This window comes from Nocardioides thalensis (assembly GCF_013410655.1).
In the GTDB taxonomy this organism is placed as follows: domain Bacteria; phylum Actinomycetota; class Actinomycetes; order Propionibacteriales; family Nocardioidaceae; genus Nocardioides; species Nocardioides thalensis.
This window is the reverse complement of record NZ_JACCFP010000001.1, coordinates 2,837,677-2,863,514: the sequence shown is the minus strand read 5'-3', so window position 1 is coordinate 2,863,514 and position 25,838 is coordinate 2,837,677. Positions and strand designations below refer to the sequence as shown.

At 71.4% G+C, this 25,838-nt stretch carries 25 protein-coding genes; 15 read left to right on the top strand and 10 right to left on the bottom strand.

What is annotated here, in order from left to right; all coding sequences use genetic code 11:
* Positions 1–2 precede the first annotated feature (2 nt).
* The 10 genes from atpB to HNR19_RS13930 all read left to right on the top strand — a co-directional run bounded on the left by atpB (position 3) and on the right by HNR19_RS13930 (position 8,705).
* A complete protein-coding gene (gene atpB / locus HNR19_RS13975; RefSeq protein WP_343047186.1) occupies positions 3–812 on the top strand; it encodes a F0F1 ATP synthase subunit A in 810 nt (269 codons plus the stop codon).
* 73 nt (positions 813–885) lie between these two features.
* Complete coding sequence (gene atpE, locus HNR19_RS13970; RefSeq protein ID WP_118925418.1) at positions 886–1,107, top strand: ATP synthase F0 subunit C; 222 nt, start codon at positions 886–888, stop codon at positions 1,105–1,107.
* A gap of 66 nt (positions 1,108–1,173) precedes the next feature.
* On the top strand, positions 1,174–1,725 hold the full coding sequence (locus HNR19_RS13965; RefSeq protein WP_179668488.1) for a F0F1 ATP synthase subunit B: 552 nt from the start codon (positions 1,174–1,176) through the stop codon (positions 1,723–1,725).
* Positions 1,725–2,540, top strand: coding sequence for a F0F1 ATP synthase subunit delta (locus tag HNR19_RS13960; RefSeq protein WP_179668487.1), 816 nt, complete (start codon positions 1,725–1,727; stop codon positions 2,538–2,540). Before HNR19_RS13965 ends, HNR19_RS13960 begins: the two co-directional genes overlap by 1 nt.
* A gap of 55 nt (positions 2,541–2,595) precedes the next feature.
* On the top strand, positions 2,596–4,233 hold the full coding sequence (gene atpA, locus HNR19_RS13955; protein ID WP_179668486.1) for a F0F1 ATP synthase subunit alpha: 1,638 nt from the start codon (positions 2,596–2,598) through the stop codon (positions 4,231–4,233).
* Positions 4,234–4,235: 2 nt separating this feature from the next.
* Entirely contained in the window at positions 4,236–5,171 is a 936-nt protein-coding gene (locus HNR19_RS13950) for a F0F1 ATP synthase subunit gamma (protein WP_179668485.1), read from the top strand.
* Positions 5,172–5,199: 28 nt separating this feature from the next.
* Positions 5,200–6,654, top strand: a complete 1,455-nt coding sequence (atpD, locus tag HNR19_RS13945; RefSeq protein WP_179668484.1) for a F0F1 ATP synthase subunit beta — start codon at positions 5,200–5,202, stop codon at positions 6,652–6,654.
* A gap of 2 nt (positions 6,655–6,656) precedes the next feature.
* Positions 6,657–7,064, top strand: a complete 408-nt coding sequence (locus HNR19_RS13940; RefSeq protein ID WP_179668483.1) for a F0F1 ATP synthase subunit epsilon — start codon at positions 6,657–6,659, stop codon at positions 7,062–7,064.
* Positions 7,065–7,095: 31 nt separating this feature from the next.
* On the top strand, positions 7,096–7,536 hold the full coding sequence (locus HNR19_RS13935; protein ID WP_179668482.1) for a DUF2550 domain-containing protein: 441 nt from the start codon (positions 7,096–7,098) through the stop codon (positions 7,534–7,536).
* The gene (locus tag HNR19_RS13930; RefSeq protein ID WP_343047185.1) at positions 7,533–8,705 is read left to right on the top strand and encodes an MFS transporter; all 1,173 of its coding nucleotides are present in this window, start codon (positions 7,533–7,535) and stop codon (positions 8,703–8,705) included. Before HNR19_RS13935 ends, HNR19_RS13930 begins: the two co-directional genes overlap by 4 nt.
* Before the next feature lie 10 nt (positions 8,706–8,715).
* Here HNR19_RS13930 and HNR19_RS22850 read toward each other — a convergent pair whose 3' ends face one another.
* Positions 8,716–9,129, bottom strand: a complete 414-nt coding sequence (locus HNR19_RS22850; RefSeq protein WP_343047184.1) for a pyridoxamine 5'-phosphate oxidase family protein — start codon at positions 9,127–9,129, stop codon at positions 8,716–8,718.
* A gap of 310 nt (positions 9,130–9,439) precedes the next feature.
* On the opposite strand from HNR19_RS22850, the gene HNR19_RS13920 reads away from it, so the two are divergent.
* The gene (locus HNR19_RS13920) at positions 9,440–9,778 is read left to right on the top strand and encodes a hypothetical protein (protein ID WP_179668480.1); all 339 of its coding nucleotides are present in this window, start codon (positions 9,440–9,442) and stop codon (positions 9,776–9,778) included.
* Positions 9,779–9,844: 66 nt separating this feature from the next.
* Positions 9,845–10,282 (top strand): hypothetical protein, encoded by a 438-nt coding sequence (locus HNR19_RS13915; protein ID WP_179668479.1) that lies wholly within the window; start codon positions 9,845–9,847, stop codon positions 10,280–10,282.
* Positions 10,283–10,370: 88 nt separating this feature from the next.
* Here HNR19_RS13915 and HNR19_RS13910 read toward each other — a convergent pair whose 3' ends face one another.
* The 4 genes from HNR19_RS13910 to HNR19_RS13895 form a co-directional block, all read right to left on the bottom strand.
* Complete coding sequence (locus HNR19_RS13910) at positions 10,371–11,186, bottom strand: ElyC/SanA/YdcF family protein (RefSeq protein WP_179668478.1); 816 nt, start codon at positions 11,184–11,186, stop codon at positions 10,371–10,373.
* Positions 11,164–11,346, bottom strand: a complete 183-nt coding sequence (locus HNR19_RS13905) for a hypothetical protein (RefSeq protein WP_179668477.1) — start codon at positions 11,344–11,346, stop codon at positions 11,164–11,166. Before HNR19_RS13905 ends, HNR19_RS13910 begins: the two co-directional genes overlap by 23 nt.
* A 223-nt stretch (positions 11,347–11,569) precedes the next feature.
* Entirely contained in the window at positions 11,570–13,129 is a 1,560-nt protein-coding gene (locus HNR19_RS13900; protein ID WP_179668476.1) for a hypothetical protein, read from the bottom strand.
* 61 nt (positions 13,130–13,190) lie between these two features.
* Positions 13,191–13,733 carry a putative glycolipid-binding domain-containing protein gene (locus HNR19_RS13895; RefSeq protein ID WP_179668475.1) on the bottom strand — a complete coding sequence of 181 codons (543 nt, stop codon included), beginning with the start codon at positions 13,731–13,733 and terminating at the stop codon, positions 13,191–13,193.
* A gap of 153 nt (positions 13,734–13,886) precedes the next feature.
* Between HNR19_RS13895 and HNR19_RS13890 the strand changes: the two genes are divergently transcribed.
* Together HNR19_RS13890 and HNR19_RS13885 are read left to right on the top strand one after the other, a co-directional pair.
* Positions 13,887–14,345: a hypothetical protein gene (locus tag HNR19_RS13890; protein ID WP_179668474.1), complete on the top strand. Its 459-nt coding sequence runs from the start codon at positions 13,887–13,889 to the stop codon at positions 14,343–14,345.
* A 72-nt stretch (positions 14,346–14,417) separates the two neighbouring features.
* Positions 14,418–14,933, top strand: a complete 516-nt coding sequence (locus HNR19_RS13885; RefSeq protein WP_179668473.1) for a putative immunity protein — start codon at positions 14,418–14,420, stop codon at positions 14,931–14,933.
* Positions 14,934–15,033: 100 nt separating this feature from the next.
* On the opposite strand, the gene HNR19_RS13880 is transcribed toward HNR19_RS13885, so the two are convergent.
* A complete protein-coding gene (locus HNR19_RS13880; protein WP_179668472.1) occupies positions 15,034–18,243 on the bottom strand; it encodes a DEAD/DEAH box helicase in 3,210 nt (1,069 codons plus the stop codon).
* A gap of 134 nt (positions 18,244–18,377) precedes the next feature.
* Positions 18,378–19,817 carry an FAD-binding oxidoreductase gene (locus tag HNR19_RS13875; RefSeq protein ID WP_179668471.1) on the bottom strand — a complete coding sequence of 480 codons (1,440 nt, stop codon included), beginning with the start codon at positions 19,815–19,817 and terminating at the stop codon, positions 18,378–18,380.
* Between the two features lie 156 nt (positions 19,818–19,973).
* Here HNR19_RS13875 and HNR19_RS13870 point away from each other — a divergent pair, with 156 nt between their 5' ends.
* The gene (locus tag HNR19_RS13870; protein WP_179668470.1) at positions 19,974–23,420 is read left to right on the top strand and encodes a BREX system ATP-binding domain-containing protein; all 3,447 of its coding nucleotides are present in this window, start codon (positions 19,974–19,976) and stop codon (positions 23,418–23,420) included.
* Between the two features lie 3 nt (positions 23,421–23,423).
* Here HNR19_RS13870 and HNR19_RS23570 read toward each other — a convergent pair whose 3' ends face one another.
* The 3 genes from HNR19_RS23570 to HNR19_RS13855 are packed head-to-tail and all read right to left on the bottom strand — an operon-like array spanning position 23,424 to position 25,678.
* Positions 23,424–24,434 carry a lytic murein transglycosylase gene (locus HNR19_RS23570; protein WP_218910256.1) on the bottom strand — a complete coding sequence of 337 codons (1,011 nt, stop codon included), beginning with the start codon at positions 24,432–24,434 and terminating at the stop codon, positions 23,424–23,426.
* A complete protein-coding gene (locus HNR19_RS13860) occupies positions 24,431–25,009 on the bottom strand; it encodes a cob(I)yrinic acid a,c-diamide adenosyltransferase (RefSeq protein WP_179668469.1) in 579 nt (192 codons plus the stop codon). Before HNR19_RS13860 ends, HNR19_RS23570 begins: the two co-directional genes overlap by 4 nt.
* A gap of 42 nt (positions 25,010–25,051) precedes the next feature.
* On the bottom strand, positions 25,052–25,678 hold the full coding sequence (locus HNR19_RS13855; RefSeq protein ID WP_179668468.1) for a hypothetical protein: 627 nt from the start codon (positions 25,676–25,678) through the stop codon (positions 25,052–25,054).
* Between the last annotated feature and the right edge of the window lie 160 nt (positions 25,679–25,838).

Here is a 25,838-nt window from a genome sequence, read left to right as displayed (position 1 = left end):
TGGTGATCACCGCAGCCAGCACCACCACCGCAGCGGCAGCGGCGGAGGAGAGCTTCCACGCTCCCGGGCCCAGCATCTTCGACCTGCCGCCGGTCTTCGAGATCGGGAGCCTCGGCGTCACCAAGCCGATGCTGCAGCTCGTGCTCGCCGCTGGCCTGGTCTTCACCTTCTTCTACGTCGCCTCGCGCTCGCGCTCGCTGGTGCCCGGTCGGCTCCAGTACGCCGGTGAGAGCGCCTACGGCTTCGTGCGCAACAGCGTCGCGCGCGACATCATCGGCAGCCGCGACTTCCAGAAGTTCGTGCCGTACCTGGTGGCGCTCTTCTTCTTCATCCTGGTCAACAACCTGTTCGCCAGCATCCCGTTCATCCAGTTCCCGACGTTCAGCCGCGCCGGCATGGCCTACGCGCTGGCCGGTCTGTCCTGGCTGATCTACAACGGGGTCGGCATGGCCAAGCACGGCGTGCTCGGCTACCTCAAGCTCCAGAGCGTGCCGTCCGGCGTCAGCCCGGCGATGTACCCGCTGCTGGTCCCGCTGGAGTTCTTCTCCAACATCCTGGTCCGGCCGGTCACCCTGGCCCTCCGTCTGTTCTGCAACATGTTCGCCGGCCACATCCTGCTGGTGCTGTTCGCCACGGGCGGTCTCTACCTGATCGAGCACGTCGGCGGGGTCGGCTACATCGCGGGCCCGCTGGCCTGGGTGCTGGCCATCCTGGTGAGCTTCCTGGAGATCCTGGTGCAGTTCCTGCAGGCCTACGTGTTCGTCCTGCTCAACGCCATGTACATCCAGGGTGCGCTCGCCGACGAGCACTGATCGGCCCGCACGCGTCCCTCGACCACAACCCCACAGTTCTCACACGAGAAAACAACCCGAAAGGAAAGTAGCCATGGGTGGCTCTCTCAACATGATCGGTTACGGCCTGGCCGCCATCGGCCCGGGTATCGGCATCGGTCTCATCTTCGCCGCGTACATCAACGGCGTTGCCCGCCAGCCCGAGGCGCAGAGCCGTCTCCAGTCGATCGCGATCCTCGGCTTCGCGCTCGCCGAGGCGCTCGCCATCATCGGCATCGCGCTCGCGTTCGTCCTGACCGGCGAAAGCACTCAGTGACGTTCGGTCTCCGACCGACGTCCTGAGCAGCACCTCATCAACGCTCGACCCAGATAGGTCAGGTCCATGAAGACACTCGTGATCCTCGCGGCGGCAGAGGGGGAGGAGCACAACCCCCTCGTCCCGCTGTGGGAGGAAGTCGCGATCGCCCTCGTGGTGTTCGGCATCCTCTTCTTCGCCATCTGGAAGTTCGTGGCTCCGAACTTCGAGAAGACGTTCTCGGACCGCGCGCAGGCGATCGAGGGTGGCCTCGCTGCGGCCGAGACCAAGCAGGCGGAGGCCGACGCCAAGCTCGCCGAGCTCGAGCAGCAGCTCGCCGACGCCCGGCACGAGGCGGCGCGCATCCGTGAGGAGGCGCGTGAGCAGGGTGCTGCGATCGTCGCTGAGATGCGGGAGCAGGCGCAGGCCGAGGCCGGCCGCATCGTCGAGCACGGCAAGGCGCAGATCGAGGCGGAGCGCCAGCAGGCGGTCACCTCGCTCCGTGCCGAGGTCGGCACGCTCGCGACGGGCCTCGCCGGCAAGATCGTCGGTGAGTCCCTGGAGGACGACGAGCGCCAGGCCCGCGTGGTCGAGCGCTTCCTCGCCGACCTCGAGGCCGGCACGCCCGGAGTGAACTGATGGTTGCTCCTGCCGGATTCCGTGGTGCCTCGGCCGAGGCCGTCGCCGCGCTGACCGACCAGGTCGGCGGCGTGGCGCAGGACAAGGCCGAGGTGGTGGCCACCGAGCTGTTCTCGGTGGCCGACACGCTGCGCGCCGAGGGCGCGCTGCGGCGCTACGCGACCGATGCCACCGTGCCCGCCGAGGCCCGTTCCGGTCTGACCGGTGAGGTCTTCGGCGGCAAGGTGGACGGCGCCACCCTCGACCTGCTCACCGCAGCCGTCGGCCGCCGGTGGACCCGGACGCGCGACCTCGCCGACGCCCTCGAGCACCTCGGCGTCGTCTCTGCGGTCCGCGCGGCCGGCACCGACAGCGAGCGGCTCGTCGACGAGCTGTTCGCGGTCCGCTCGGTGGTCGCCGACAACAGCGAGCTCCGGAACGCGCTCTCCGACCCCGCGCGCACCGTCGCCGACAAGAACGGCCTGGTGGAGGACCTCCTCGGAGGAAAGGCGCTGCCCTCCACCATCGCCCTGGTCAAGCAGTCCCTGGCCGGCACGCACCGCACGGTGACGGCCGCGCTGGAGGACTACGAGAAGGTCGCCGCGTCCGTCCACGGACAGCGCGTCGCGACCGTCCACGCCGCCCGCCCCCTCGCCGACGGCGAGCAGCAGCGGCTGGCCGACGCCCTGAGCCGGCAGTACGGCGTGCCGGTCCACCTCAACGTCGTCGTCGACCCGGCCGTCCTCGGCGGCATCCGGGTCGAGATCGGCGACGACGTCATCGACGGGACGGTCTCGAGCCGCCTCGACGTCGCCCGACGTAGCCTCGCTGGCTGACGGCACCGCACCCGCCCACCCTGAGTTTTCGAAGCACAAGAGAGAAGGACTGACGATGACGGAACTGTCCATCCGTCCTGACGAGATCCGCGACGCGCTGGCCAAGTACGTCGCCGACTACCAGCCCGCTGCGGCGAGCAAGGAAGAGGTCGGCACCGTCGCGTCCGCCGGTGACGGCATCGCCCGCGTCAGCGGCCTGCCCTCGGCGATGGCCAACGAGCTGCTCGAGTTCGAGGACGGCACCCGCGGCCTGGCCCTGAACCTCGAGGACCGCGAGATCGGTGTCGTCATCCTCGGTGACTTCGACAAGATCGAGGAGGGCCAGACGGTCCGCCGCACCGGCGAGGTCCTCTCGGTCCCCGTCGGCGCCAACTTCCTCGGCCGCGTGGTCGACCCGCTCGGCAACCCGATCGACGGTCTCGGCGAGATCGAGGCCGAGGGTCGCCGCATCCTCGAGCTCCAGGCGCCGGGCGTCATGGCCCGCAAGTCGGTGCACGAGCCGCTCGCCACCGGCATCAAGGCGATCGACGCGATGACCCCGATCGGCCGCGGCCAGCGCCAGCTGATCATCGGCGACCGCGCGACCGGCAAGACCACGATCGCGATCGACACGATCATCAACCAGAAGCAGAACTGGGAGTCGGGCGACCCGAGCAAGCAGGTCCGCTGCATCTACGTCGCCATCGGCCAGAAGGGCTCGACCATCGCCTCCGTGCGTGGCGCCCTCGAGGAGGCCGGTGCGCTGGAGTACACGACGATCGTCGCGGCCCCGGCGTCCGACAGCGCGGGCTTCAAGTACCTCGCGCCCTACACCGGCTCGGCCATCGGACAGCACTGGATGTACGACGGCAAGCACGTCCTCATCGTGTTCGACGACCTGACCAAGCAGGCCGAGGCCTACCGCGCCGTGTCGCTGCTGCTGCGGCGCCCGCCGGGCCGCGAGGCCTACCCGGGCGACGTCTTCTACCTGCACTCCCGCCTGCTGGAGCGTTGCGCGAAGCTGTCCGACGACATGGGCGCGGGATCGATGACCGGTCTGCCGATCATCGAGACCAAGGCCAACGACGTGTCGGCCTACATCCCGACCAACGTCATCTCGATCACCGACGGCCAGATCTTCCTGCAGTCCGACCTGTTCGCTGCCAACCAGCGGCCAGCGATCGACGTCGGCGTCTCGGTCTCCCGCGTCGGTGGCGCGGCGATGACGAAGGCGATGAAGGCCGTCACCGGCTCCCTGAAGGTCGACCTGGCGCAGTTCCGCGCCATGGAGGCGTTCGCCATGTTCGCCTCCGACCTCGACGCCGCGTCCAAGCAGCAGCTGGCCCGCGGCCAGCGGCTGATGGCGCTGCTCAAGCAGCCGGCCTACTCGCCGTACCCGCTCGAGGAGATGACCGTCTCGCTGTGGCTCGGTACCACCGGCCGCCTCGACGACGTCCCGACCGAGGACGTGCTGCGCTTCGAGCAGGAGTTCCTCGACTACCTGCGCCGCTCGCACGAGGGGGTCCTCGCCGCGATCCGCGAGACCACCAAATTCGAGGACGAGGCCGGCCTGGAGTCGGCGTACAACTCCTTCCTCGACCAGTTCGAGACCTCCGAGGGCGGCAGCATCAAGGTCGGGCACGAGCCCGAGGCTGGTGCGATGGCCGACGACGAGCTCGAGCAGGAGCAGATCGTCAAGCAGAAGCGGGGCTGACGATGGCCGTATCGCTGCGTGAGTACCGCGCGCGGATCAAGTCGACGGAGTCGATGAAGAAGATCACGCGCGCCATGGAGCTCATCGCTGCGTCCCGGATCATCAAGGCGCAGCAGCGGGCGCAGGCGGCAGCGCCGTACGCCCGTGAGCTCACCCGTGCCGTGTCGGCGGTGGCGACGTTCTCCAACGTCGACCACCCGCTGACCCGGGAGGAGGAGAACCCGAAGCGTGCGGCCGTGCTCGTCATCACGAGCGACCGCGGTCTCGCGGGTGCGTACTCCTCGAGCGTCCTCAAGGAGGCCGAGCGGCTCTCCGAGCGGCTGCGCGACGAGGGCAAGGAGATCGACTACTTCCTCTCCGGACGCAAGGCCGAGGCCTACTTCAAGTTCCGCGGGCGGCCGTTCGTCCAGTCGTGGACCGGGTTCAGCGACCAGCCGACCTACGACAAGGCGGCGGAGATCGGCCGGGCGCTGATCGACGCGTTCCTCGCAGACAGTAGAGAGCAGGGCGAGGAGGGCGGCTACGACGATGTCGACGAGGTCCACGTCGTCTACACCCGCTTCCGCTCGATGCTGATCCAGGAGCCGACGGCGATTCGACTGCTTCCCCTGGAGGTCGTCGAAGGCGAAGAGGCGCCGGAGGAGTCGGAGCTGCTTCCGCTCTACGAGTTCGAGCCGTCTCCGGCACAGGTGCTCGACGGGCTGCTTCCGCAGTATGTCCAGAGCCGGATCTTCTACTGCCTGCTGCAGGCCGCGGCCTCCGAGCTCGCCGCCCGCCAGAAGGCGATGAAGGCGGCGACGGACAACGCCGACGAGCTCATCAAGAAGCTCACCCGGATCGCCAACCAGGCGCGCCAGGCGGGCATCACCCAGGAAATCAGCGAGATCGTCGGCGGCGTCAATGCGCTTGCCGACGCTCAGGCTGCTGCGAACGACTGACCCGCACACGAATCAACGGAGTATCAACATGACTGCAACGGTTGAAGAGACCACGACCAGCGGTGCGGCCCAGGTCGGTCGGGTCGCCCGGGTCATCGGCCCGGTCGTCGACGTGGAGTTCCCCGTCGACGCCATGCCCGAGATCTACAACAAGCTCGAGGTCGAGGTCACCCTCGCCGGCGAGACCGCGGTGCTGCCCCTCGAGGTGGCCCAGCACATCGGCGACGGCATGGTCCGCGCCATCTCGCTGAAGCCCACCGACGGCCTGGTCCGCGGCGCCCAGGTGACCGACACCGGCGGCCCGATCACGGTCCCCGTCGGCGACGTCACCCTCGGCAAGGTCTTCAACGCCACCGGCGACTTCCTCAACCTCGAGGAGGGCGAGGTGCCCGACGTCCAGGAGCGTTGGGGCATCCACCGCAAGGCGCCGGCGTTCGACCAGCTCGAGTCCAAGACCCAGATGTTCGAGACCGGCATCAAGGTCATCGACCTGCTGACGCCGTACGTGACCGGTGGAAAGATCGGCCTGTTCGGTGGTGCCGGCGTCGGCAAGACCGTGCTCATCCAGGAGATGATCGCCCGCGTCGCCAAGAACCACGGTGGTGTGTCGGTGTTCGCCGGTGTCGGCGAGCGCACCCGTGAGGGCAACGACCTCATCGAGGAGATGAAGGAGGCCGGCGTCTTCGACAAGGTGGCGCTGACCTTCGGCCAGATGGACGAGCCGCCGGGCACCCGCCTCCGGGTCGCCCTGTCCGCGCTGACGATGGCGGAGTACTTCCGCGACGTGCAGAACCAGGACGTGCTGCTCTTCATCGACAACATCTTCCGGTTCACGCAGGCCGGTTCCGAGGTGTCGACGCTGCTCGGCCGGATGCCGTCCGCGGTGGGCTACCAGCCCAACCTCGCCGACGAGATGGGTGTGCTCCAGGAGCGCATCACCTCGACGCGTGGTCGCTCGATCACCTCGATGCAGGCGATCTACGTGCCCGCCGACGACTACACCGACCCGGCGCCGGCGACGACGTTCGCCCACCTCGACGCGACCACCGAGCTGTCGCGTGAGATCGCCTCGCTCGGCATCTACCCGGCCGTGGACCCGCTGACCTCGACCTCGCGGATCCTCGACCCGCAGTACATCGGTCAGGCGCACTACGACTGCGCGATCCGCGTGAAGCAGATCCTCCAGCGCAACAAGGAGCTGCAGGACATCATCGCGATCCTCGGTGTCGACGAGCTGTCCGAGGAGGACAAGATCATCGTCTCCCGGGCCCGCCGGATCCAGCGGTTCCTGTCGCAGAACACCTACGTCGCCAAGCAGTTCACCGGCATCGAGGGCTCGACGGTTCCCGTCGACGAGACGATCGAGGCGTTCAACAAGATCTGCGACGGCGAGTACGACCACGTCGCCGAGCAGGCCTTCTTCATGTGCGGCGGTCTCGACGACGTCGAGGCCAAGTGGGCCGAGATCCAGAAGAGCCTCTGACCATGGCCGACACCACTTCCGAGCCCCTGCACGTGGAGCTCGTCGCCGCCGACCGGACCGTGTGGTCCGGCTCGGCCGCGATGGTCATCGCGCGCACGGTCGAGGGTGACGTCGGTGTCCTGCGCGACCACGCCCCGATGCTGTCCCTCCTCACGGAGGCGGTCGTCGAGATCCAGGTCGCGGACACCAACGACGTCGTCGTCGCAGCGGTCGACGGTGGCTTCATCTCGGTCGCCAACAACCGGGTGTCGATCCTCTCCGAGCACGTCGAGCTCGGCGAGGAGATCCACGTCGAGCAGGCGAAGGCCGAGCTCGAGGAGGCGCGCGGCCTGATCGGCGCCAACAACGAGGCTGAGCAGCGGGTCCGGCACGCCGAGGCGCGCATCCGGGCCGCCGAGAAGGCTTCCTAGGTCTCGAACAGAAGGGCGCGGCGGAGGCTCGATGGCGTGGTGGCAGTGGCTGCTCGACATATCGGGCGCCGTGCTGCTCCTGCTCATCGCCTTCGGCGTCGGCCTGATCCTCCGCCGCAGGTTCATTGCCCGTCACGGCGGCACGTTCGAGCTCAGCCACCGGCTGAGCTCGGACGTCGCCGGCCGTGGCTGGGTGCTCGGCCTGGGGCGCTACTCCGGCGAGAAGCTCGAGTGGTTCCGGATCTTCACGCTCTGGCCCCGGCCCAAGGCCGTCTGGTACCGCGAGCAGCTGTCGTACGGCGACCGCCGGCTCCCGGAGGGCTCGGAGCTGATGTCGCTCTATCCCGACCACGTCGTCATCCGCTGCCACTCGCTCGAGGGTGACGTGGAGCTCGCGATGAGCGAGTCGTCGCTGACCGGCTTCCAGGCCTGGCTCGAGGCCAGGCCGCCCGGCACCGACTGGAACAAGTGATCATCGCCGCGCGCAACGCCGTTGCGCTCGTCTTCGTCCTCAACGGCCTCGCGTTCTCGTGCCTCGTGGCGCGCCTGCCCGACGTACGGTCCGGTCTCTCGCTGTCCAACGGCGAGCTCGGCCTGCTGCTGCTCGCCATTACCGCGGGCTCCCTGGTCGCGCTCTCCGCGAGCGGCCGACTCGTCGACCGGCTCGGTGCCGCGGCCGTGGTCCGCGCCGGGTGCGTCTTCGTCGTCGCCGGCTTCCTGCTCGCGACGGCGGGCGTCGCCGCTTGGTCGTCGGTGCCGGTCACGGCGGCCGGCTTCGTGGTCTACGGCGCCGGCATCGGCGGCTGGGACGTCGCGATGAACGTCGAGGCGGCCGAGGTCGAGCGCGAGCTGAAGCGCACGATCATGCCGCGCTTCCACGCCGCGTGGTCGCTCGGCACGTTCGGCGGGGCCGGCATCGGCGTGGTGCTCACCCGGCTCGACGTACCCGTTGCCGTGCACTGGATCGTAGGCGCGGTCGCCGCTGCCGTGCTCACCGGTGTGAGCGCGGGCCGGTTCGTCACGGCCTCGCCGAAGGCCGACGACGAGGAGGGCGTCGTGTCCGGACGCTCCCGGTCGCCCTGGCGGGAGCCGCGCACCCTCGCGATCGGCCTGGTCGTGCTGTGCTTCGCGGTCGTCGAGGGTGCGGCGAACGACTGGCTGACTCTCGCGCTCATCGACGGCTACGACGCCGAGCACTGGGTCGGCGTCGCCGGCTTCGCCGTGTTCGTGTCCGCGATGACCATCGGCCGGCTGACCGGTCCTCGCGCGCTCGACCACTTCGGCCGGGTGCCGGTGCTCGCTGCCAGCGCGGGTGTCTCCGGCGCCGGCATCGCGCTCGTCGTGTGGGGCGGAGTCTGGCCCCTGGTGACCGTCGGCATCGTGCTCTGGGGGCTCGGCGCCGCCCTCGGCTTCCCGGTCGGCATGAGCGCCGCCGCCGACGACCCGGCCGATGCCGCCCGCCGGGTCGGCGTGGTGGCCACCATCGCCTACGGCGCCTTCCTCGGGGGCCCGCCGCTGCTCGGCTGGCTCGCCGACCACGTCGGCACCCTCGACGCGCTCGCCGCCGTCGCCGCCCTCCTCGTCGTCGCCCTGCTCGCGGTGGGCTCGATGAAGGAGCAGCACCGGGAGTCGGCGGAGTAGGCCGCTCGCGCTACGGGGCGACGAGGCTCTGCGACAGCAGGAACCGCTCGACCTCGATGCGCAGCGCGACCCGCGTCGGGTTCTCACGCGGCGTGCGGTAGCGCGCGGCGTACCGCTCCTCGGCGCGGTGGACCGAGGCGGGGTCGGTCTTCACCGCAGCCAGGCCCTCGAGCGTCGACCAGCTCCTGCCCTCGACCTGGCACGCGGCGACCCGCGGGTCCGCGGACGCGTGGGCGGCCTTCAGCGAGCTCGCCGACGTGATGACCCACGCGCAGCGCCACTCGAGGTCGAGCGCGACGCCGACCGGGGTCACGTGGGGGTGGCCGTCGGCGCGCAGGGTCGTGAGGGTGCAGAGGCGTCGTTCGGTCCAGAACTCCAGAAGGGGGCTGGGGAAGTCGTCCCAGTCCGGTTGCCACGACGTCACGCGAGCATCCTCCCACTCGGGGTGGGTGGGGGAGGAGGGAGTGGAGGTCGGCGTGCCCGGGATGAGCGGGGCTAGCGGACCGCGAACGCCTTGTAGGTCTCCCAGCACCGCTCGGCCGCAGCCTCGACTCCGCCGCAAGCCAGAATTCAAGCCCGGGTCGGAACGGCTGCGGCCCTCGTGACGTCCCATACTCGTGCTCGTGCGCTCCGTCCTCGCCCTTGCATTCGCCGTGGGGACTCTTGTCGGTTGCGGCGTGGCCCAAGGCGAGGATCCGAGTCCGCACCCCGAGGCGACCGCCTCTGATTCTGACGTGAGGGTCGTCGAGAAGGCGCACGCGGACCTGGTGCTCTACGTGAGCAACCAGTCCTTCGATGACGAAGAAGTGCGCCTGACAGTTGCCGTCGACGGCGTGACCGTGGTCGATGGCGACTTCTTCGTCGAGGACCAGCACAACTGGGTGAGCTTCCCGCTCAGCCTGTCACCAGGTGACCACGACATCACAGCAGAGTCCGACACCGGGGCGGAGATGATCGAGTCGTTCCGCGTGCCCGGCGACAGGATGCGCTTCGCGATCATCGACCACTGGGGCGAGGACGGCTCGGCAGACCTGGAGTGGACGTTCCACCGACAACCTGTCGCGTTCGGCTGATGGCGTTCCTCGCTTACACGTGAGTGGCGCCCGCTCCGGCACCCGTCGCCATGGGAACCTTCACGGATGAGTGAGGTGCGAGAAGTTGTCGCAGCCCGGGGTACGGCTTCGAACGGCGCCAATTGGACGCTGCTGTACCGGCCTGAGGGCGGAGGGGTGCGGCACCACCTGGCTCTCTTTGTGAACGGCGGTGAACGTGAGAGCGCGTCTGGATTCGACATACCGGACACGACCGAGATCGGGTTCAGGGGCGGGCTCGCGCCAGGGAACGGAAGCTACTACCTGTACGGCCTCGTCACGTCCCGGATCCACTCAGTGCGAGCAGAGAGTGAGCAGGAGCACGACCGTTCTGACGTGTTGACCGCGACTCTCTCGGGGGCGACGGCCAATGACGGCGGCGCACTGCGCAGCTTCGTTATCGTTCGCCCGCCAGTCGACAATGTGACTGCTCTCGTCGGGCTGGACCAGGAAGGGCGCGAGGTGCAGAGGATCTCTCTGCCCTGACCGACGTCTGGTGCGGCACCAACTGGCACGCGGCGCCGATGGGGCGCTGGTGAACGCCTTCATTGCCCGCGAGCGGTGAGTGCCCCCGCTAGGGCATTGCGCGGTCCCAGTCCGGGTGCGCGGCGATCAGCGCGCGGTGGGCCGCGTCGACCTCCTCAGGCACCTCGACGTGGGCGATGAAGTCGCGGCCCCGCGGGCCGTAGCCGTGCGCGTCGTCTCGGAGCCGGGGGACCTCGCCCATCACGAGAGACAGCCATCGGTTCCAGGGCCATGCATCGCGGCTGTCGGGTCCGGGTCTGTTGACAGCGCTCGCGCTTGCCAGGGTCCAGGTACGGCGGAATCGGGCGTCCATTCGGCGCTGCATGGTGGGATCCTGGACGAGGGCGACGGTTCGTGGTCGGAGCCCGTGCCGGGCAGCGACGTGCTCCGCCAACGTGACGTTGTTGCCGCAGTTGGTCGAGCGGTCCTCGATTAGGACGTCCTCGATGCCGTGCACCTCGCGCATCCAGACGGCCATGACTTCGGCCTCAGTCGTAGCAGTTGTCTCCTCGGACTGAGGGTCCAAGCCGACCGCGGTGAGCGTGGCGTCGGTGGTGTGGCCCCGACCGCCCACCAACATCAAGGTCTCGACCTCGCCGGCCGTCACGGCATCGACCGCGACCTGCCACGTCGGGGGCATCGACCCGCCGAAGAGCAACATGAGATCGACCCGTCCGCGCCACGGGTCGGTCAACGCGAGCCAGCTGGCGATGGTGTCCAGCCGCCGAAGGTCCTCATCATCGATGGCGCGCGTTGCTCGTCCCGGATCGTCATCTCGGGTTGCGTCACGTCGCCATCCTGCCCGAACGGCCACGCCGGAATGGGCTACTTCGCAGTTCGACCTAGCGATCGCCAGGGTCGTCACTGATCGTTCGCCCGCCGAGACCTCGAGCGGCGATCATGAACAGCGCGACACCGACGCCCACCGCAGCGGGGCCGAAGAAATCCCAGGGCGCGCTGACATTTCCGCGGAAGTTGTTGTAGATCAGTACGACACCGAGGACGAACATGAAGGGCGCGATCACAGCGCATAGGACGACAGTCACAGGCGACGGTTGACGTTGGGCCACCGCGGCAGCGTAGGCGACGCAGGGGCGAGTGGTGCCACTGGCACGATCGCGACCAGCCACCTCCATCTCCACGAGACACGTACCCGGGACTGCGCGCCCTCAACGCACTGCGCCGGTCCGACCGACTAGGTCGGTCAGCATGATCGCGCGGGTATCCAAAGGGCAGGGGCGGGGTCGATTACGGCGGTGGCGACGGGTCGCTTTGGTAGATCTCGCCGACGACTCCACCGCTCGAGTTGCGGATGGGTTGGAATCGTCGGGTGCCGGCGGTGGTGACCAGTCGGCCGAGGCCGTGGGGGGTGACCCACCGGTAGGTGCCGAGGCCGAGCTGGCGCAGGTCGTAGCCGCGGCCGTCGCCGGCGTGGGTCTTGATCCGGTGGTGCTGGCGGGTCAGGGGGGCGTCGTTGTGGTCGCCGGTCTGCCCGGGTGGCCCGCCCTTGTCGATCGGGACGTAGGGGGTGGCGTGGTCGTGGTCCAGGCGCCGGTAGGCCAGGTTGGTGGAGTGGGGGAACACGTCGCCGAGCATCCGCAACAACGTGCGGTGCTTGACCAGGGTGGGGTGCTCGTAGCCGTTGACGGAGTGGGCGTGGTTGAGGTCGATGACCGGCTGCATCGTGACCTCGCGGTTGGCCAGGAGGTCGCCGAGCTGTTCCAGCAGCATCGGGCCGATGCCCTCCACCCGGGCGACCCCGTTGGCGAGGCCGAGGAGGACCAGGTCGGAGAGGTGGACGTAGATCGTGGCGGGGCGCTTCTTCTTCGGCGCCGGCAACGGCCCCGGCTCCGGATCAGGCTCCGGGTCGGGCTCGGCCGGCGGCGGCTCCGGTACGGGTGCCGGGTCCACGTCGTTGGTGGCGTGGGTGGCGTCGGTGGCGGGCGCGTTCTCTGCGGCCGGTGGGGTATCGGCGGGGGTGGTGGCGGTTTCGAAGGTGCCGACGGGTGGGCGGTCGCAGTCGGTGAGGAACGCTGAGGCGCGGTGGGGGTCGGTGAGGAGTTCCAGGGCCATGACCTGCAGCTCGCCGCGGGTGATGGTCTCGGCGACCTCTGGGGGCAGGTGGTCGAGGATGAGGTCGGCGAGCTCCTCGATGGAGTCGCATGCGTCGATCGCGACCCCGGGCGGCAGCTTCCACGTCACCCGCGTGCTGGCGGGTTCGCCTTCGACCTCGTCCACGCTCGATCCGGGTCGGGGTTGGGAGACGCGGACGCCGATCTCGGCGGCGTCCTTGGCGACCTTCGCGCGGTGGGCTTCGGGGTCGGCCTCGATCACCTTGGCCTCGGCGATCGCCAGGACCCGCCCCGGGGACTGCCCGGCCGCTGCGGCGACGGCGATGTCGACGATCTCGACCGCTTCCTTGGAGAGTCTGCGGGACATGGCGGCGACCTTGCGGGCCACCCACACCGGAAGCATCCGTGCTTGGACGGCCTCCCACACCAGCGGCAGCCGGTGCCGCAGGTCCAGGGCGTCGGCAGCGAGGTGCTTGGTGGCGATCACGCCCATCTGCTGGGAGATCGCGAACTCACCCCAGCACAGCTCCCGGGTCTTCGGTGTGCCCTCCCCGCCGAAGTCGAGCAGCTGATCGGCACCGATCACCCGGCCTTCGCCGGGGTCGGTGGAGTGGATGTCGGCCCACTGCAACGCCAGCCGGAGCAGGTCGACCTCACACTCCCGCGACCTGGACAACAAGGCCTCGGACGCGGCCAACACCGCTGCCGCGTCGAGGTCCTGCGCGCCCGAGATCATGGGCCTATTCAAGGCCGAGGGTCCGACACAAACCCGCTGCCCGGCGAGTTGTGCACAGGCGTCAATTCTCGGTGCGTGCGACCGCCCGCCAGAGGCCCTCGTACTCGAGGACCAAGCCGTTTTCGTCCACCTGGATCTCGGCCTCGAAGTCGTCCTGCGTGTAGCGGTACCGACGCTCGCCGAGGCGGGCATATGTCTGGCGCACCGGGCGTACGTCGAGGTCGGGCCAGACCAGCCAGGCGACCTCGATCTCCGCGTCCTCACCGATCCCCAGGTCGAGGCGACGGATCGGCAGCGTGTTGGTGGCCGGAGTGAAGCTGAGGTCGACATCCACGCAGCTCTGAAGCTCCGGAGGGCGCGGCTCCCCGGACCAGAGAGCCGCGAGGTCGGTCAACGCCTGCGAGGGACCTCCTGCCGTCGAGACGTCGACCTCGACGTCGGTGGTTGCCCACGTCGTATCGACCGACACCGCGTAGCGGATCTCCATCGGCCGCCCCTCATCGTGCGTCAGCACGGTCCCGGTCAGCCGCCAGCCGCGATCGGTTCTGTCCAGCACGCAGAGCTCGCTGCCGCCGTCGGACGCCTGCCAGAGCACCGAGGTCACGAGGCACACGTTAGGTCACCCCCTTGCCGCTGATCGGTGCTGAGGAGATGCCACGTCGCCACAGTTGTCCACAGGCCCTCCGGCGAGGGTCGCGGCCAAGGCCCTGGAAAGCGACGATTGCTCGCACACATCGTCTCGATCTCGGGAGCTTCCATGGCCCAGCCCCACCACGACGAAGGCGTCATCGTCAACGGCGCGTTCTCGATCGAACCGCCCCTGGACGACGAGACCTTCGACCTCCTCGACCTCGTCATGCGCGAGAGCTTCCGCGCGACGCTCGCCGGCCGCGGCTCGTCCGTGCTCGACCGGCTGGTGCCGGGGCACCCGGAGGGCGCCAACCCGTGGGTCGGGTGCGAGGACGGGTGCTGCCTGATGATGGAGGAGGTCCCGCTGATCCAGACCGACGCCGTGCAACCGTGGCTGACCTACCTGGTCGGTACGACGCTGAAGGGCTACCAGGTGAGCGGCAGCGTGCTGTGGTGGGACATCGCGAGCGACGAGCACTTCGCCCTGCAGGTCAGCGGGCGCCAGATCCGGAAGAAGTCGCTGTTGAAGGCGCGCACCAAGGAGGCGAGGAGCGGCACCAAGCGCCCCGCCCTGCGTAGCGTCTGACGCATCGTCACGGCGCGGGCTACTCTCCATCGCGATGCCTGCTCGCACCGTCACCGTCGGGGGTGGCGCCCGGTGATCCTCCCGAAGGTCCGCGACCCGCGCTTCGTGACGATCCGCCGTGGCGGGACGCTCACGGACGAGGACCACCACCTCCTCGCGCTCTGGGCGGCTGCGAGCGCGGAGCACGTCCTGCACCACTTCGAGGCGGCCAGGCCCGACGACGCCCGGCCGCGGGAGGCGATCGAGCACGCCCGCGCGTGGGTGCGCGGCGAGGTGAAGATGATGGAGGCACGGGCCGCGGGCGGACACGCGATGGGCGCGGCCCGGGAGCTGCGCGGAGCCGCACGCAATGCCGCGTACGCCGCCGGTCAGGCCGCGGTCGTCGCACATGTGGCAGCGCACGAGCTCGGCGCGGCCGCCTACGCCATCAAGGCCGCCCGTGCGGCTGCGCCCGTCGACGAGGCGGAGGAGGCGGGGCGGCGCGAGTGCGCGTGGCAGCGTGACCAACTGCCCGCGCCGATCCGCGACCTCGTGCTCGACGACCAGCGGTTGCGCAACGAGATCTGCTGGTCGGTCTTCGACTGCTGAGGGCCGGAGGTTTCGAGGCTCGGCCGCGGGCGGCCTCGCACCTCAACCACCGGCGGCCGGCTCGGCCGCGGGCGGCCTCGCACCTCAACCACCGGCCGGGTCAGTCGCCGAACAGCCCCCGGATGTCGTCGGCGCCGATGGCGGTGCTCATCGCGCCGTCGCCGTCGACGACCTGGGAGAACAGCTCGGCCTTGCGGGCCTTGAGCTCCATGACCTTCTCCTCGATCGTGTCGAGGGCGACCAGCCGGTAGACGTGCACGTGCGCGGTCTGGCCGATCCGGTGCGCGCGGTCGACGGCCTGCGCCTCAGCGGCGGGGTTCCACCACGGGTCGAGCACGAAGACGTAGTCGGCCTCGGTCAGCGTCAGGCCGACGCCGCCGGCCTTGAGCGAGATCAGGAAGACCGGCGCCGCCCCGTCGCGGAACCGCTGGATCACCGTCGGCCGGTCGCGGGTGGAGCCGTCGAGGTAGGTCGTCTGGATGCCCTCGGCCGTGAGCCGCTCGCGGACGCGGCCGAGGAACGAGGTGAACTGGCTGAACACCAGCGCCTTGTGGCCCTCCTCGGCGATCTCCTGCAGGTGGTCGACGAGCAGGTCGAGCTTGGCCGACCCGACGGCGTCGTGTGCCGGGTCGATGAGCGCGGGATCGAGCGCCAGCTGGCGCAGGCGGGTGAGCGCGCTGAAGATCGCCACCCGGTTGCGGTCGAAGTCGTCGACGAGGCCGAGGATGCGCTGGCGCTCCTTCGCGAGGTGGGTGTCGTAGAGCTTGCGGTGCTTGGGGCCGAGGACGACGTCGAGCTCCTGCTCCTGCTTGGGCGGCAGGTCGTCGGCGACGAGCTCTTTGGTACGGCGCAGCAGGAACGGCCGGATGCGCCGGCGGAACCGGTCGAGCGCCTGCTGGTCGCCGCCCTTCTCGATCGGGCGGACCACGATCTCGTTGAACTTCTGCGGCCACGGGTAGAGCCCCGGGACGGTGATCGAGAGCAGGGCCCACAGCTCCATCAGGCGGTTCTCGAACGGGGTGCCGGTCACCGCGAGCCGGAACGGCGCGGCCACGAGGCGCGCGGCACCGTAGGTCTTGCTGTTGTGGTTCTTGACCTGCTGGGCCTCGTCGAGCACCAGTCCTGCCCACCGCACCGACGCGTAGTCGGCCTGGCCGATGCGGAGCAGCGTGTAGGTGGTGACCACGAGGTCGGACTCCGCGGCGATCGCGGCCACGTCGTCGGTGCCGCGCTGGACCACGCCGACCCGGAGCCCGGGCGCGTGCCGCTCGGCCTCCTGCGCCCACGCCGAGACCACGGAGGTCGGGGCGACGACGAGGAAGGGGAGGGCGGACGCCTCGTCGTCCTTCTGCTTGGCGTAGGCCATCAGCGCCAGCACCTGGAGCGTCTTGCCCAGGCCCATGTCGTCGGCCAGGATGCCGCCGAGCCCGTGGTCGTAGAGGAACGCCAGCCACGAGAACCCCGACCGCTGGTAGGACCGCAGCTCGGTGGTCAGCCCGACCGGCTCGCGGTCGGGCAGCGCGTCGAGGTCGCGCAGGGCCTCGGCCCGGCGTACCCACGCCGCCGCCTGCGCGTCGACGATGCCGGTCTCGGCGAGCTGGGCCCAGACCCCGAGGTCGTGCTTGCCGACGCCGATGCGTTCGCCGTCGACCTCGCGCAGCTCGCCCGCGGCCTCGACGACCTCGCGCAGCCGGTCGAACTCGGGCCGGTCGGTGGAGATGTAGAGCCCGCTCGACAGCACCAGGAACTCGTGGCCCCGGGTGAGCGCGGCGAGCACGTCGGGCAGGGGCACGGACTCGCCCTCGACGCTGATCGTCACCATCAGGTCGAGCCAGTCGGTGTATTGCTCCTCGGCCTCCTCGTCGGGCTCGACGAGGTCGAAGCTGATCTCGGGAGCGTCGGTCGCCTCCCGGAAGTCGGGCCGCTGCTCCTGCACGACCTCGACGTCGTCGAGCTCCTCGAGGAACGGCAGGTCGTGGAGCGCCAGCGCGAGCGCGTCGCCGCCCGACACCTCGGTGCGCCCGAGCAGCTCGGCCGGCACCCGCGCCTTGATCTCGCGCTCCGCGGCCCGGTCGCGCAGGCCGCCCAGCAGGTCGCTGCTGTGGAGGCCGCAGCGGTGGGCCTCGCCGTAGCGCCAGGTCCACGTCAGGTCGGCCTCGGTCGAGCTCAGCCAGGCCACCTCGACCAGCAGCGTCGGCGCGACGGCCTCGGGGACCACCACCGACCCGTCGGACGAGCGCAGCGGCAGCTGCCGCACCAGCGTGGTCAGCCGGTCGCGGAAGGCGTCGAGCTGGTCGTCGGGTACGACGACCGCGTCCTCGTCGAGGAGCTCGCGCACCGAGCGCGGCACCGGCCCGGAGAGCCGCGCGAGCACGAGGCCGCCGGTCGCCCGGTCGAGGAGCGCGACCGAGGTCGCGGGAGTGCCCACGACCAGCACGTCGGGCCCGCGCCGCAGCTCACCGTCGACGTCGACGCCGACGCGCATCCGGGCACCGCCCTCGGTGGCGGTGAGGTCGGCCGCGAGCGCGACGGGATCGGGTCGCAGCTCGACGGAGGAGATCGGCGCCACTGGCAGGATCTTGATGCCGCTGTCGACCGCCGCGCGCAGCAGGTCGACCGCCCGCGGCCCGAACTGGTCGAGCGACGGCGAGACGCCGGTGGAGTAGTAGCCGCGGTTGGCCTGGAGCGCCGCGTGCAGCGCGCCGATCGCGTCGGCCTGCGCCGGCTCGAACGCCCGCGAGATCAGCCCGGCGTGGATGTCGGGCCACTCGGCCCCGGTCTTGATCCAATTGTCGCGGGCTCCGGGCCGCATCGGCCGCACCCGGATCGCGGGGCCGGACCGGTAGTGGCTGCTGCCGCGGCCCTCGTCGAGGCTCACCTGGAGCGCGAGCGGGAGGGGCGCCTCCGCTGCCCGCTCCTGGGTGGCGAGGTCGTCGACGAGCGAGCCCAGCCGGCGCTCCCAGTCGCTCGACCCGGACGTCGGCGCGTGGCCGGCGCGGATCGACATCGCCACGGCGGCGCCGTGCTTGCACATCGTGCGCACCGGGCAGGTGCACAGCGTGAACAGCCAGCCCTTGGGCGCCGTACGCCCCGGTGCCGTCGCCCGGCCGACCTCGGCGTGCAGCTGCACGTGGTAGGGCGCGGGACGGGTGCCGATCACGTCGGCGGTGGCGGTGACCGCGCCGGCGGAGAGGCTGCTGATGTGGGGCGGCCCGTCGAGCCGGTCGCGGTAGTCGGCGGCGCGCTCGAGCGTCTCGAGGCTGAAGTAGTCCTCGAGGAACTCGTCGGTCATCGCGGCCAGCACGTCCATCGCACTGCCATCGTTCCACGCACGTGCGACAGGGCCGGGGGGTCATCCACAGCCCTGTCGCGACCTGTGTCAGCGGACGTTGCCGACGGTGTTCCTGGTGTTCTTGGTGTTCCTGGTGGCAGCTCCGATGGGTCTCATGTCGTGGGCTGCCCGTCCTCGAAGAGCCGCGGCACCCGGTGGTTGGCGACGAACAGCCCGTGCGGGTCGACGGCCGAGCGCACCCCGGCGAGCTGGCGCCACGCCTCGGGCCGGTAGCCCCGTCGTGCGTCGATCGGGTTCTCGGCGAAGTTCAGGTAGGCAGCGCCGGTGGAGTACGGCGCCAGCGCGCCGGTGAGGGCGGTGGCCGCGCCGTGCACCGCGGCGCCCATCTCGGGCGTCATGGCCATGCCGGCCTGGAACGCGCCGAACTGCGCGTCCAGGCTCGACAACACGCCGCCTCCCTCGTGCGCGCGACCCAGCGCGCCGCCGAGCTGCCGGAGCTCGGCGATCGCGAGCGGCGTCTCGACGCCGGGACCGGCGTGCTGGAGGAACGTGTCGATCGCGCCGTCGGGCAGGCCCTCGAGCATCGCGGAGTCGGACACGCCGGGCATGCCGCCCTCGGGGTCCATGTGCAGCCGGACCAGGCTCTTGGCGGGCACCCGGCCGAACGTGTCGAGCTCGGGCCGGAGGGCACGCAGGCCGGCGAGGATCTCCGCGCCGTCCTCGTCGGAGCCGAGCACGGCGCCGTCGATGACGGCCACGGTCCGGCCGGCGAGGAACTCGGGGATCTCCGGCAGCGGCGGCATCCGCAGCACCCGGAACGCGGTGGTGATCTCGTCGGGGGCGCCCGGCGCCCAGGCGGCCCACTCGCGCAGCACCTTCTCGATGTGCTCGGGTCCCCACAGCATCATCCCGGCGTAGGCGGTGGGGATGTCGTACATCCGGAACTCGAGCGCGGTCACCACGCCGAAGTTCCCACCTCCTCCCCGCAGCGCCCAGAACAGCTCGGCGTTGTGGCTGGCGTCGGCCCGCACCAGGGTGCCGTCGGCGACGACGATCTCCACGGCGGTGAGGCTGTTGGTGGCGAGGCCGAGCTTGCGGGCGTACCAGCCGATGCCGCCGCCCAGCGAGTAGCCGGCGATGCCGACGTCGGGGGAGGAGCCGTGCAGCACCGCCTTCCCGTGCGCGGCCGCGGCGTCGACGGCGGGCTCCCACAGGGTGCCGCCCTCGACGCGGACGATCCCGCGGGTGGGGTCGGCGATCGCCATCGTCATCTCGGACATCCGGACGATCACGACGTCGTCGAGGCCCTGCGCGGCGAGCGGACCCGCGTTGTGGCCGGTGCTCTGCGGCGCGACCCGGAGGCCGGTCTCCGCCGCCATCCGGACGATGGTGGCCACCTCGGCGGCCGAGCGCGGTACGGCCACGGCGGCCGGACGCTGGTCGACGGCGAGGTTCCACGCGACCCGGGCGGCGTCGTACTGCTCGTCGCCGGGGAGGACGACACGGTCGCCGAGCAGGCCGCGGAGGGCGTGGCCGGCGGCGAGGGGGTCGGTGGTGCCGGTGGTCAGGTCCAGGTCGTTGTCGATGCTCATCGGGGTTCCTTCGGTCGGAGGGTTGGTGGTGCGATGGACCGAAGGTGCCCGGGACCGCTTGGGGCCGACTTGGGGTTCACTTGGGGCCCGACTGGGGCCGTCGGCGAATGACGCAAAGCGGCCCGTACGGCGCCCGCGCGTCCCTATGCTGCGGACGTGCCGCCGCCCGCACACCTCGAGGTCTCTGTGCTCGGAGCGCTCGAGGTCCGCCGTGATACGACGGCTCTGGACCTGGGCGCTCCCAAGCAGCGCGCGCTGCTGGCGTCGCTCGTGCTCGCCCGCGGCCGCCCGGTGTCGGTCGACGGGATCATCGACCACCTCTGGGGCGACGACGCGCCACCCGGCGTCACGGGCACGCTCCAGGCCTACGTCTCCCAGCTGCGGCGGGTGGTCGAGCCCGACCGCGCTCCGCGCACGCCGGCGACGATCCTGGTCACCGCGGCCCCGGGCTACGCGCTCAAGGTCCCGGACGACCAGGTGGACGCGCACCGGTTCGAGCAGGCGGTGTCGCGGGCCCACAAGGCGCTCCAGGCGCTGCCGGTCTGGGGACCCCACGAGCTGCCCAGGGACGAGATCGACAGGCAGCGCGCGACGATCGACGCCGCCCTCGAGAGCTGGCGCGGCACGCCGTACGCCGACCTCGGCGACGTCGACGCCGCGGCCAACGAGCGCACCCGGCTGGAGGGCCTGCGGCTGGTCGCGTTCGAGGACCGCGCCGCCGCCGGCCTCGCGCTCGGCGACCACGCGACCGTCGCGGCGGACCTCGAGGCGCTCACGTCGGCGCATCCGCTCCGCGAGCGGCTGTGGGCGCTGCGGGCGGTCGCGCTCGCCCGCGCGGGCCGCCAGGCCGACGCCCTCGACGTGCTCGGCCAGGTACGCCGGGTGCTCGACGAGGAGCTCGGTATCGACCCCTCCGCCGAGCTCCGCGACCTCCAGGCCGCCGTGCTCCGGCAGGACGAGCGGCTGGTGTGGGCCGCGCCCGCCTCCGGCCCGGTCCGTACGGCGCCGCCGGCGCCGGTGGCGGAGCCCGCATCGTCGGAGCCGCCGCGGCCCCGCCGCCCGGACGCCGAGGCCCCGGTCGCCCCGTGGCCGATGATCGGTCGCGACGCCGAGCTGGCGGCGCTCACCGGTGCGCTCGACGACGTGGCCGACGGCCGCACGTCGTTCGCCGCGCTGACCGGCGAGCCCGGCATCGGGAAGTCCCGGCTCGCCGCCGAGCTGCTCGTCCAGGCCCGGCGCCGCGGCTTCCGGGTCCTGGTGGGCCGGTGCTCGCAGGACGAGGGCGCTCCGTCTCTGTGGCCGTGGAAGGCCGTGCTCGACGCGCTCGGCACCGACCTGATGACCCTCGTCGACGCGGCCGGCGGGCCCGGTGGTCCCGGTGGCTCCGGTGGCGCCGACGAGGACGGCCGGTTCCGGCTCTGGGAGGCGGTCACCTCGGTCGTCCGCGACGCCGCGCGGCAGGGTCCGACGGTGCTGCTGCTCGAGGACCTGCACTGGGCCGACCACGCGAGCCTGCGGGTGCTCCGGCTGCTCGTCGAGGCGGCTCACGAGCCCGTGCTGGTCGCGGGCACGTGGCGGCTCCACCCGCCCCCGACCGGGACCCTGGCCGACGTCGCGGAGGCTCTCGCCCGCCGGCACGCCGTACGGGTCGACCTCCACGGTCTGCCCGAGCGCGACGTACGCACGGTGTTCGCGGCCGTGTCCGGCCGCGAGCCCGAGGGGGACACCCGCGCGCTGGTCGCGCGCACCGACGGCAACCCGTTCTTCGTCGTGGAGCTGGCGCGGCTCTCCGCCGAGCGCGGTGGTGGCGTCGACCTCGCCCACGGCGTGCTTCCGGCAGCCGTCGGCGACGTGCTCGACCGGCGGATCGGCCGGCTGCCGGACGACACGATCGCCGCTCTGCGCACCGCCGCCGTCATCGGCCGTCGCTTCGACCTCGCCACCCTCGCGCGGGCAGCGCGTCTCGACGAGGACGACGCGCTCGACGTGGTCGACCCCGCCGTGGCCGCCGGCCTGGTGCGGGAGGACGGTGTCGACCACTACCTGTTCACCCACGCCCTCGTGCGCGACCGGCTGCGCGCGGCGGTCGGCGCCAGCCGGGTCGCGCGGGTGCACGCGCGCGTCGCCGACGCGCTCACCGCGGTCGGACGGGAGACCGAGGCCGCCCACCACTGGCTCGAGGCCGGCCCGGCGCACGCGGCGCTCGCCTGGCGCGCCGCGCGCGACGCCGCCGGCGTCGCCGCGCGCCTCTACGACCACGGCCAGGCGGCCGACCTGCTGTCCGGTGCGCTGGCGAGCATGGACCACGACCCCGAGGCCACGCTGGAGGACCGCTACGCCGTCCTGATGGAGCTCGCGGAGGCCGACAAGTGGGCGGTGCGGATCCAGCACCTGGTGTCGGTGGTCGAGGAGGCGATCCGGATCGGCAAGGAGCTGCGCGACCCGGAGCGGGTCGCTCGGGCCGCGCTCGCACCGTCCACCGGCGTGCTGTGGCGCACGGCTCCGGCGTTCGAGGAGAACGGCCTGGTCATCGCTGCCATGCGCGGCAGCCTCGAGCGGCTGCCTCCCGGCGACGGCGAGCTGCGCTGCCGCACCCTGCTCGGGCTCGCCCTGGAGCTCTCGGGGGACGGGGAGATCCCCGATCCCGACGCGTCGCCGGCCACCGACCTGGCGCGGTCCGACGACGCCGTCGCTCTCGCCGAGGAGGGCCGCGCGATGGCACTGCGGCTCGGCGACCCGGCGCTGGTGATCACGGCCAACCAGCTCTCGTTCATCTCGATGTGGAGCCCGACCAGCGCTCCCGACCGGCTCTCCTGGAGCAGCTATGCGCTCGAGCTCGCCGAGGCCACCGGCGACCAGCGGTCGGCGGTCGTGTCCGGCGTCCTCCGCGCGATGGTGCTGGGTGACCTCGGCCGCGTCGAGGAGATGACCGCCCAGGTCGCCCGCACCCGGGTGCTCGTCGAGCGGCTGCGGATCGCGTACGGCGACCTCATGCTCACCGGGCTGGAGGCGGTGTGGGCCGCGGCCGCCGGCCGCTTCGACGACCTCGACCGGGCGCTCGAGCGGATCGCCGACCTCGGCGTGCGGATGGACCACGAGTCGACCGACGAGGCGTTCGCCGCCACCCAGCTGGTCAGCTCCTACTGGCGCGACCGGCCCGCCGAGGCGCTGCCGGTGATCGACCAGCTGCTGAAGCACGACTGGCCGTTCCAGACGAGCGACGCCGTCTACCGGTGGCGGTCCGGCGACCAGGACGGCGCCCGCCGGGTGCTCGACGACCTCGGCTGGCCGCCGGAGGAGGAGAACCAGCTGAGCCTGCTCGCCTGGAGCCACGCCGCGGAGGCCGCGCTGTACCTCGGCGACACCGCCCTGGCTGCGCGGGCCGAGGGCTACCTCGCTGGCTTCGCCGGCCGCCCCTGCACCGTCGGCGGCGCGATCGTGATGGCGCCGGTCGACGCCTACCTGGCGCTCGCCGCACGGGCACAGGAGCGGGCGGACGACGCCGCGGCGCACGCCGACGCGGCCGCGGCGCAGGCGGACGCGTGGGGGCTCGGCGCGGTCAGCTCGTGGCTCGCGGGGATGCGGACGGCGTACGACTTCTAGCGGTCAGTTCGTGATCGTGCCGAGGTGCCGCTCGGGGTGCTCCTCCGCGTACCGCCGCGCCGGGATGGACTCCTGCGACTCGTAGCCGACCGGCAGCCACAGGTCGCCGATCTCGGAGAGGTACATGATCTGCCACCGCACCAGCCCGTCGAGGGCGGCGGGGTCGCGCTCGATGATGCGCGCGTAGGCGAGGATCCCCTGCACGTAGCCCGAGTGGTTGTTGTAGCGGTGGAGCGCGTTCTCCAGGTCCGCCGGGTCGCCGGTGCCGCCGCCGTTGGACGCGAGGTAGCGCGCGGCGCCGAGGATCGCGTCGCGGGGGTCGTTGACGTCGCCCTCGCCGTACGCCGCCCAGGTCTCGGGCATGAACTGCATCGGTCCCTGCGCCCCGGCGACCGACGTTCCGCGGATCTTGCCGAACCCGGTCTCGACGAAGTTGACCGCGGCCAGCACCTCCCACGGCACGCCGAACTCCTCCTCGCCGTCGCGGTAGTAGCGCTCCAGCTCCTGGGTGGGCTCCGGGGGCACGATCCGCCACGCCGGCACGGTGTCGGACAGCTCGGTCAGCACGCTGCGCAGCGAGCGCCGCGCGGTCAGGTGGTCGCCGAGCGACGCGCGGTAGCGGGCGGGGATCGCGGAGCGCACCCGCTCCTCCCAGGCCGGGGTCCGGGCGAGGTGGCGGTAGAGCAGCTGGGTCTCGAACGCCGCCGCGTCGAGCACGCGCTGAGCCGAGCCCGGGTCGTGGAGGAGGTCCTCGGCGAGGGTCAGCCGGTCGGCCAGCTCGGCCGGGGTCCGCGGCGCCTGCCAGGACTCGGTGACCGGTGGCGCGCTCGGCAGCGGCTGGGAATCGAGCTCGGGCACCTGGGCGGTCTTGTCCGGGTCCGGGTCGGCCGGCGGGTCCGGGACCCGGTGCCGCCCGGTCGTCTCCTCCGTCGGCTGCGAAGCACGCTCCTCCTCGCCGCTGCACCCCGAGAGCAGCGCGAGGACGGCGACCGCGGCGACCGCTGCCCGGATCACTTGCTCCGCTCGCCTCCCGGGACCCACAGCACGTCGCCGTGCTCGCGGTTGGCGTACCGGGCGAGGATGAACACCAGGTCGGAGAGCCGGTTGAGGTAGGTGATCGCCAGCTTGTTCATGACCTCGCCGTGCTCGGCGTACGCCGCCCACGCCTTGCGCTCGGCCCGGCGCACCACGGTGCGGGCGACGTGCAGCTGGGCGGCGGCCGGCGTACCGCCGTTGAGGATGAACGAGCGCAGGTTGGGCAGCTGCTCGTTGTAGTGGTCGCACCACGCCTCGAGCCGGTCGACGTAGTCCTGCTCCACGCGCAGCGGCGGGTACTCCGGGTCGTCCGTCACCGGGTTGCACAGGTCGGCGCCCACGTCGAAGAGGTCGTTCTGCACGTGCACCAGCACCTTGACGACGTCGTCGTCGAGCCCGCCCGTCGCCACTGCGACGCCGATGAAGGCGTTGGCCTCGTCGACGTCGGCGTAGGCCTCGAGCCGCGAGTCGGTCTTCGTCGTGACGCTCATGTCGCCGAGCCGGGTCTCGCCGGCGTCGCCGGTGCGCGTGTAGATGCGGGTGAGGTTGACCATGGCCCGAGCGTACGGCGACCGCGCGTCACGTCGGCCGGCGAGTCAGCGGGCGGCCACCCACCAGCCGCTGGCGCGGGGGAGCGCGCCGCCGGGCACGACGTCGAGGATGTCGGAGTCCGGGTCGTCGGCCGTGTACTCGCCGAGCCCCTCGCACACGAACGTCCCGGCCGTCTCGGTGGCGGTGAAGGAGAGCAGCGTGACGTCGCACTCCTCGCGCTCGTAGGACGTCAGGTAGGTCCGTCCGCCGATGTCGATGCGGACGACGGGCGAGATCGTCCCGGCCGCGAGCTCGTTGCCCGCGTCGTCGAGCTGGTCGATCGTCAAGCGCGCGTCCTCGAAGGCGCCGATCTCCACGTGGTAGGACCCGTACTCGAACCCGCTCTCCGTCACGTCCTCGGAGGTGACGCACGAGGTCGTGCCGTCGTCGAGCTCGACCTCCGCAGCGAAGGATCCGGTCCGGTACGTCGCCCGGCCGGGGACCTCCACGGTGCCGGCGGCCGGTGGCTCGCCGCCACACGGCTCGGGGGAGGCGCTGGTGGACGGGTCGTCCGCGGCGGCGGGTCGGGCCCGCTCCGGCGGGCCGTCGTCACCGCACGCGGCGAGCGACGCCGCCGTCGCCAGCAGCGCAGCGGCGGCGCACACGCGACGCAGGTCTCGAGCAGGCTTCATTGATCTCTCCCAGGGGTGGCCTCAGGGGCAGAACGGGGGGTCTCCCGGATGCTGGCACGCCCCGCGGGCGGCGAAACTCCGTTCGTCGACAGTTCGTCCTCGAGGATGAAAGGCCGACACGACAGGAGAATTTCGGCGCAGCGTGCAACCGATTCCGTGT

Coding starts and splice junctions, on each gene's coding strand:
- HNR19_RS13890 (WP_179668474.1), top strand. CDS start 13,887: ATGGCCCAGCCCCACCACGACGAAGGCGTCATCGTCAACGGCGCGTTC.
- HNR19_RS13900 (WP_179668476.1), bottom strand. CDS start 13,129: ATGATCTCGGGCGCGCAGGACCTCGACGCGGCAGCGGTGTTGGCCGCG.
- HNR19_RS13965 (WP_179668488.1), top strand. CDS start 1,174: ATGAAGACACTCGTGATCCTCGCGGCGGCAGAGGGGGAGGAGCACAAC.
- HNR19_RS13915 (WP_179668479.1), top strand. CDS start 9,845: ATGAGTGAGGTGCGAGAAGTTGTCGCAGCCCGGGGTACGGCTTCGAAC.
- HNR19_RS13875 (WP_179668471.1), bottom strand. CDS start 19,817: ATGAGCATCGACAACGACCTGGACCTGACCACCGGCACCACCGACCCC.
- HNR19_RS13940 (WP_179668483.1), top strand. CDS start 6,657: ATGGCCGACACCACTTCCGAGCCCCTGCACGTGGAGCTCGTCGCCGCC.
- atpE (WP_118925418.1), top strand. CDS start 886: ATGGGTGGCTCTCTCAACATGATCGGTTACGGCCTGGCCGCCATCGGC.
- HNR19_RS13880 (WP_179668472.1), bottom strand. CDS start 18,243: ATGGACGTGCTGGCCGCGATGACCGACGAGTTCCTCGAGGACTACTTC.
- HNR19_RS13960 (WP_179668487.1), top strand. CDS start 1,725: ATGGTTGCTCCTGCCGGATTCCGTGGTGCCTCGGCCGAGGCCGTCGCC.
- HNR19_RS13860 (WP_179668469.1), bottom strand. CDS start 25,009: ATGGTCAACCTCACCCGCATCTACACGCGCACCGGCGACGCCGGCGAG.
- HNR19_RS13950 (WP_179668485.1), top strand. CDS start 4,236: ATGGCCGTATCGCTGCGTGAGTACCGCGCGCGGATCAAGTCGACGGAG.
- HNR19_RS13935 (WP_179668482.1), top strand. CDS start 7,096: ATGGCGTGGTGGCAGTGGCTGCTCGACATATCGGGCGCCGTGCTGCTC.
- HNR19_RS13855 (WP_179668468.1), bottom strand. CDS start 25,678: ATGAAGCCTGCTCGAGACCTGCGTCGCGTGTGCGCCGCCGCTGCGCTG.
- atpD (WP_179668484.1), top strand. CDS start 5,200: ATGACTGCAACGGTTGAAGAGACCACGACCAGCGGTGCGGCCCAGGTC.
- atpA (WP_179668486.1), top strand. CDS start 2,596: ATGACGGAACTGTCCATCCGTCCTGACGAGATCCGCGACGCGCTGGCC.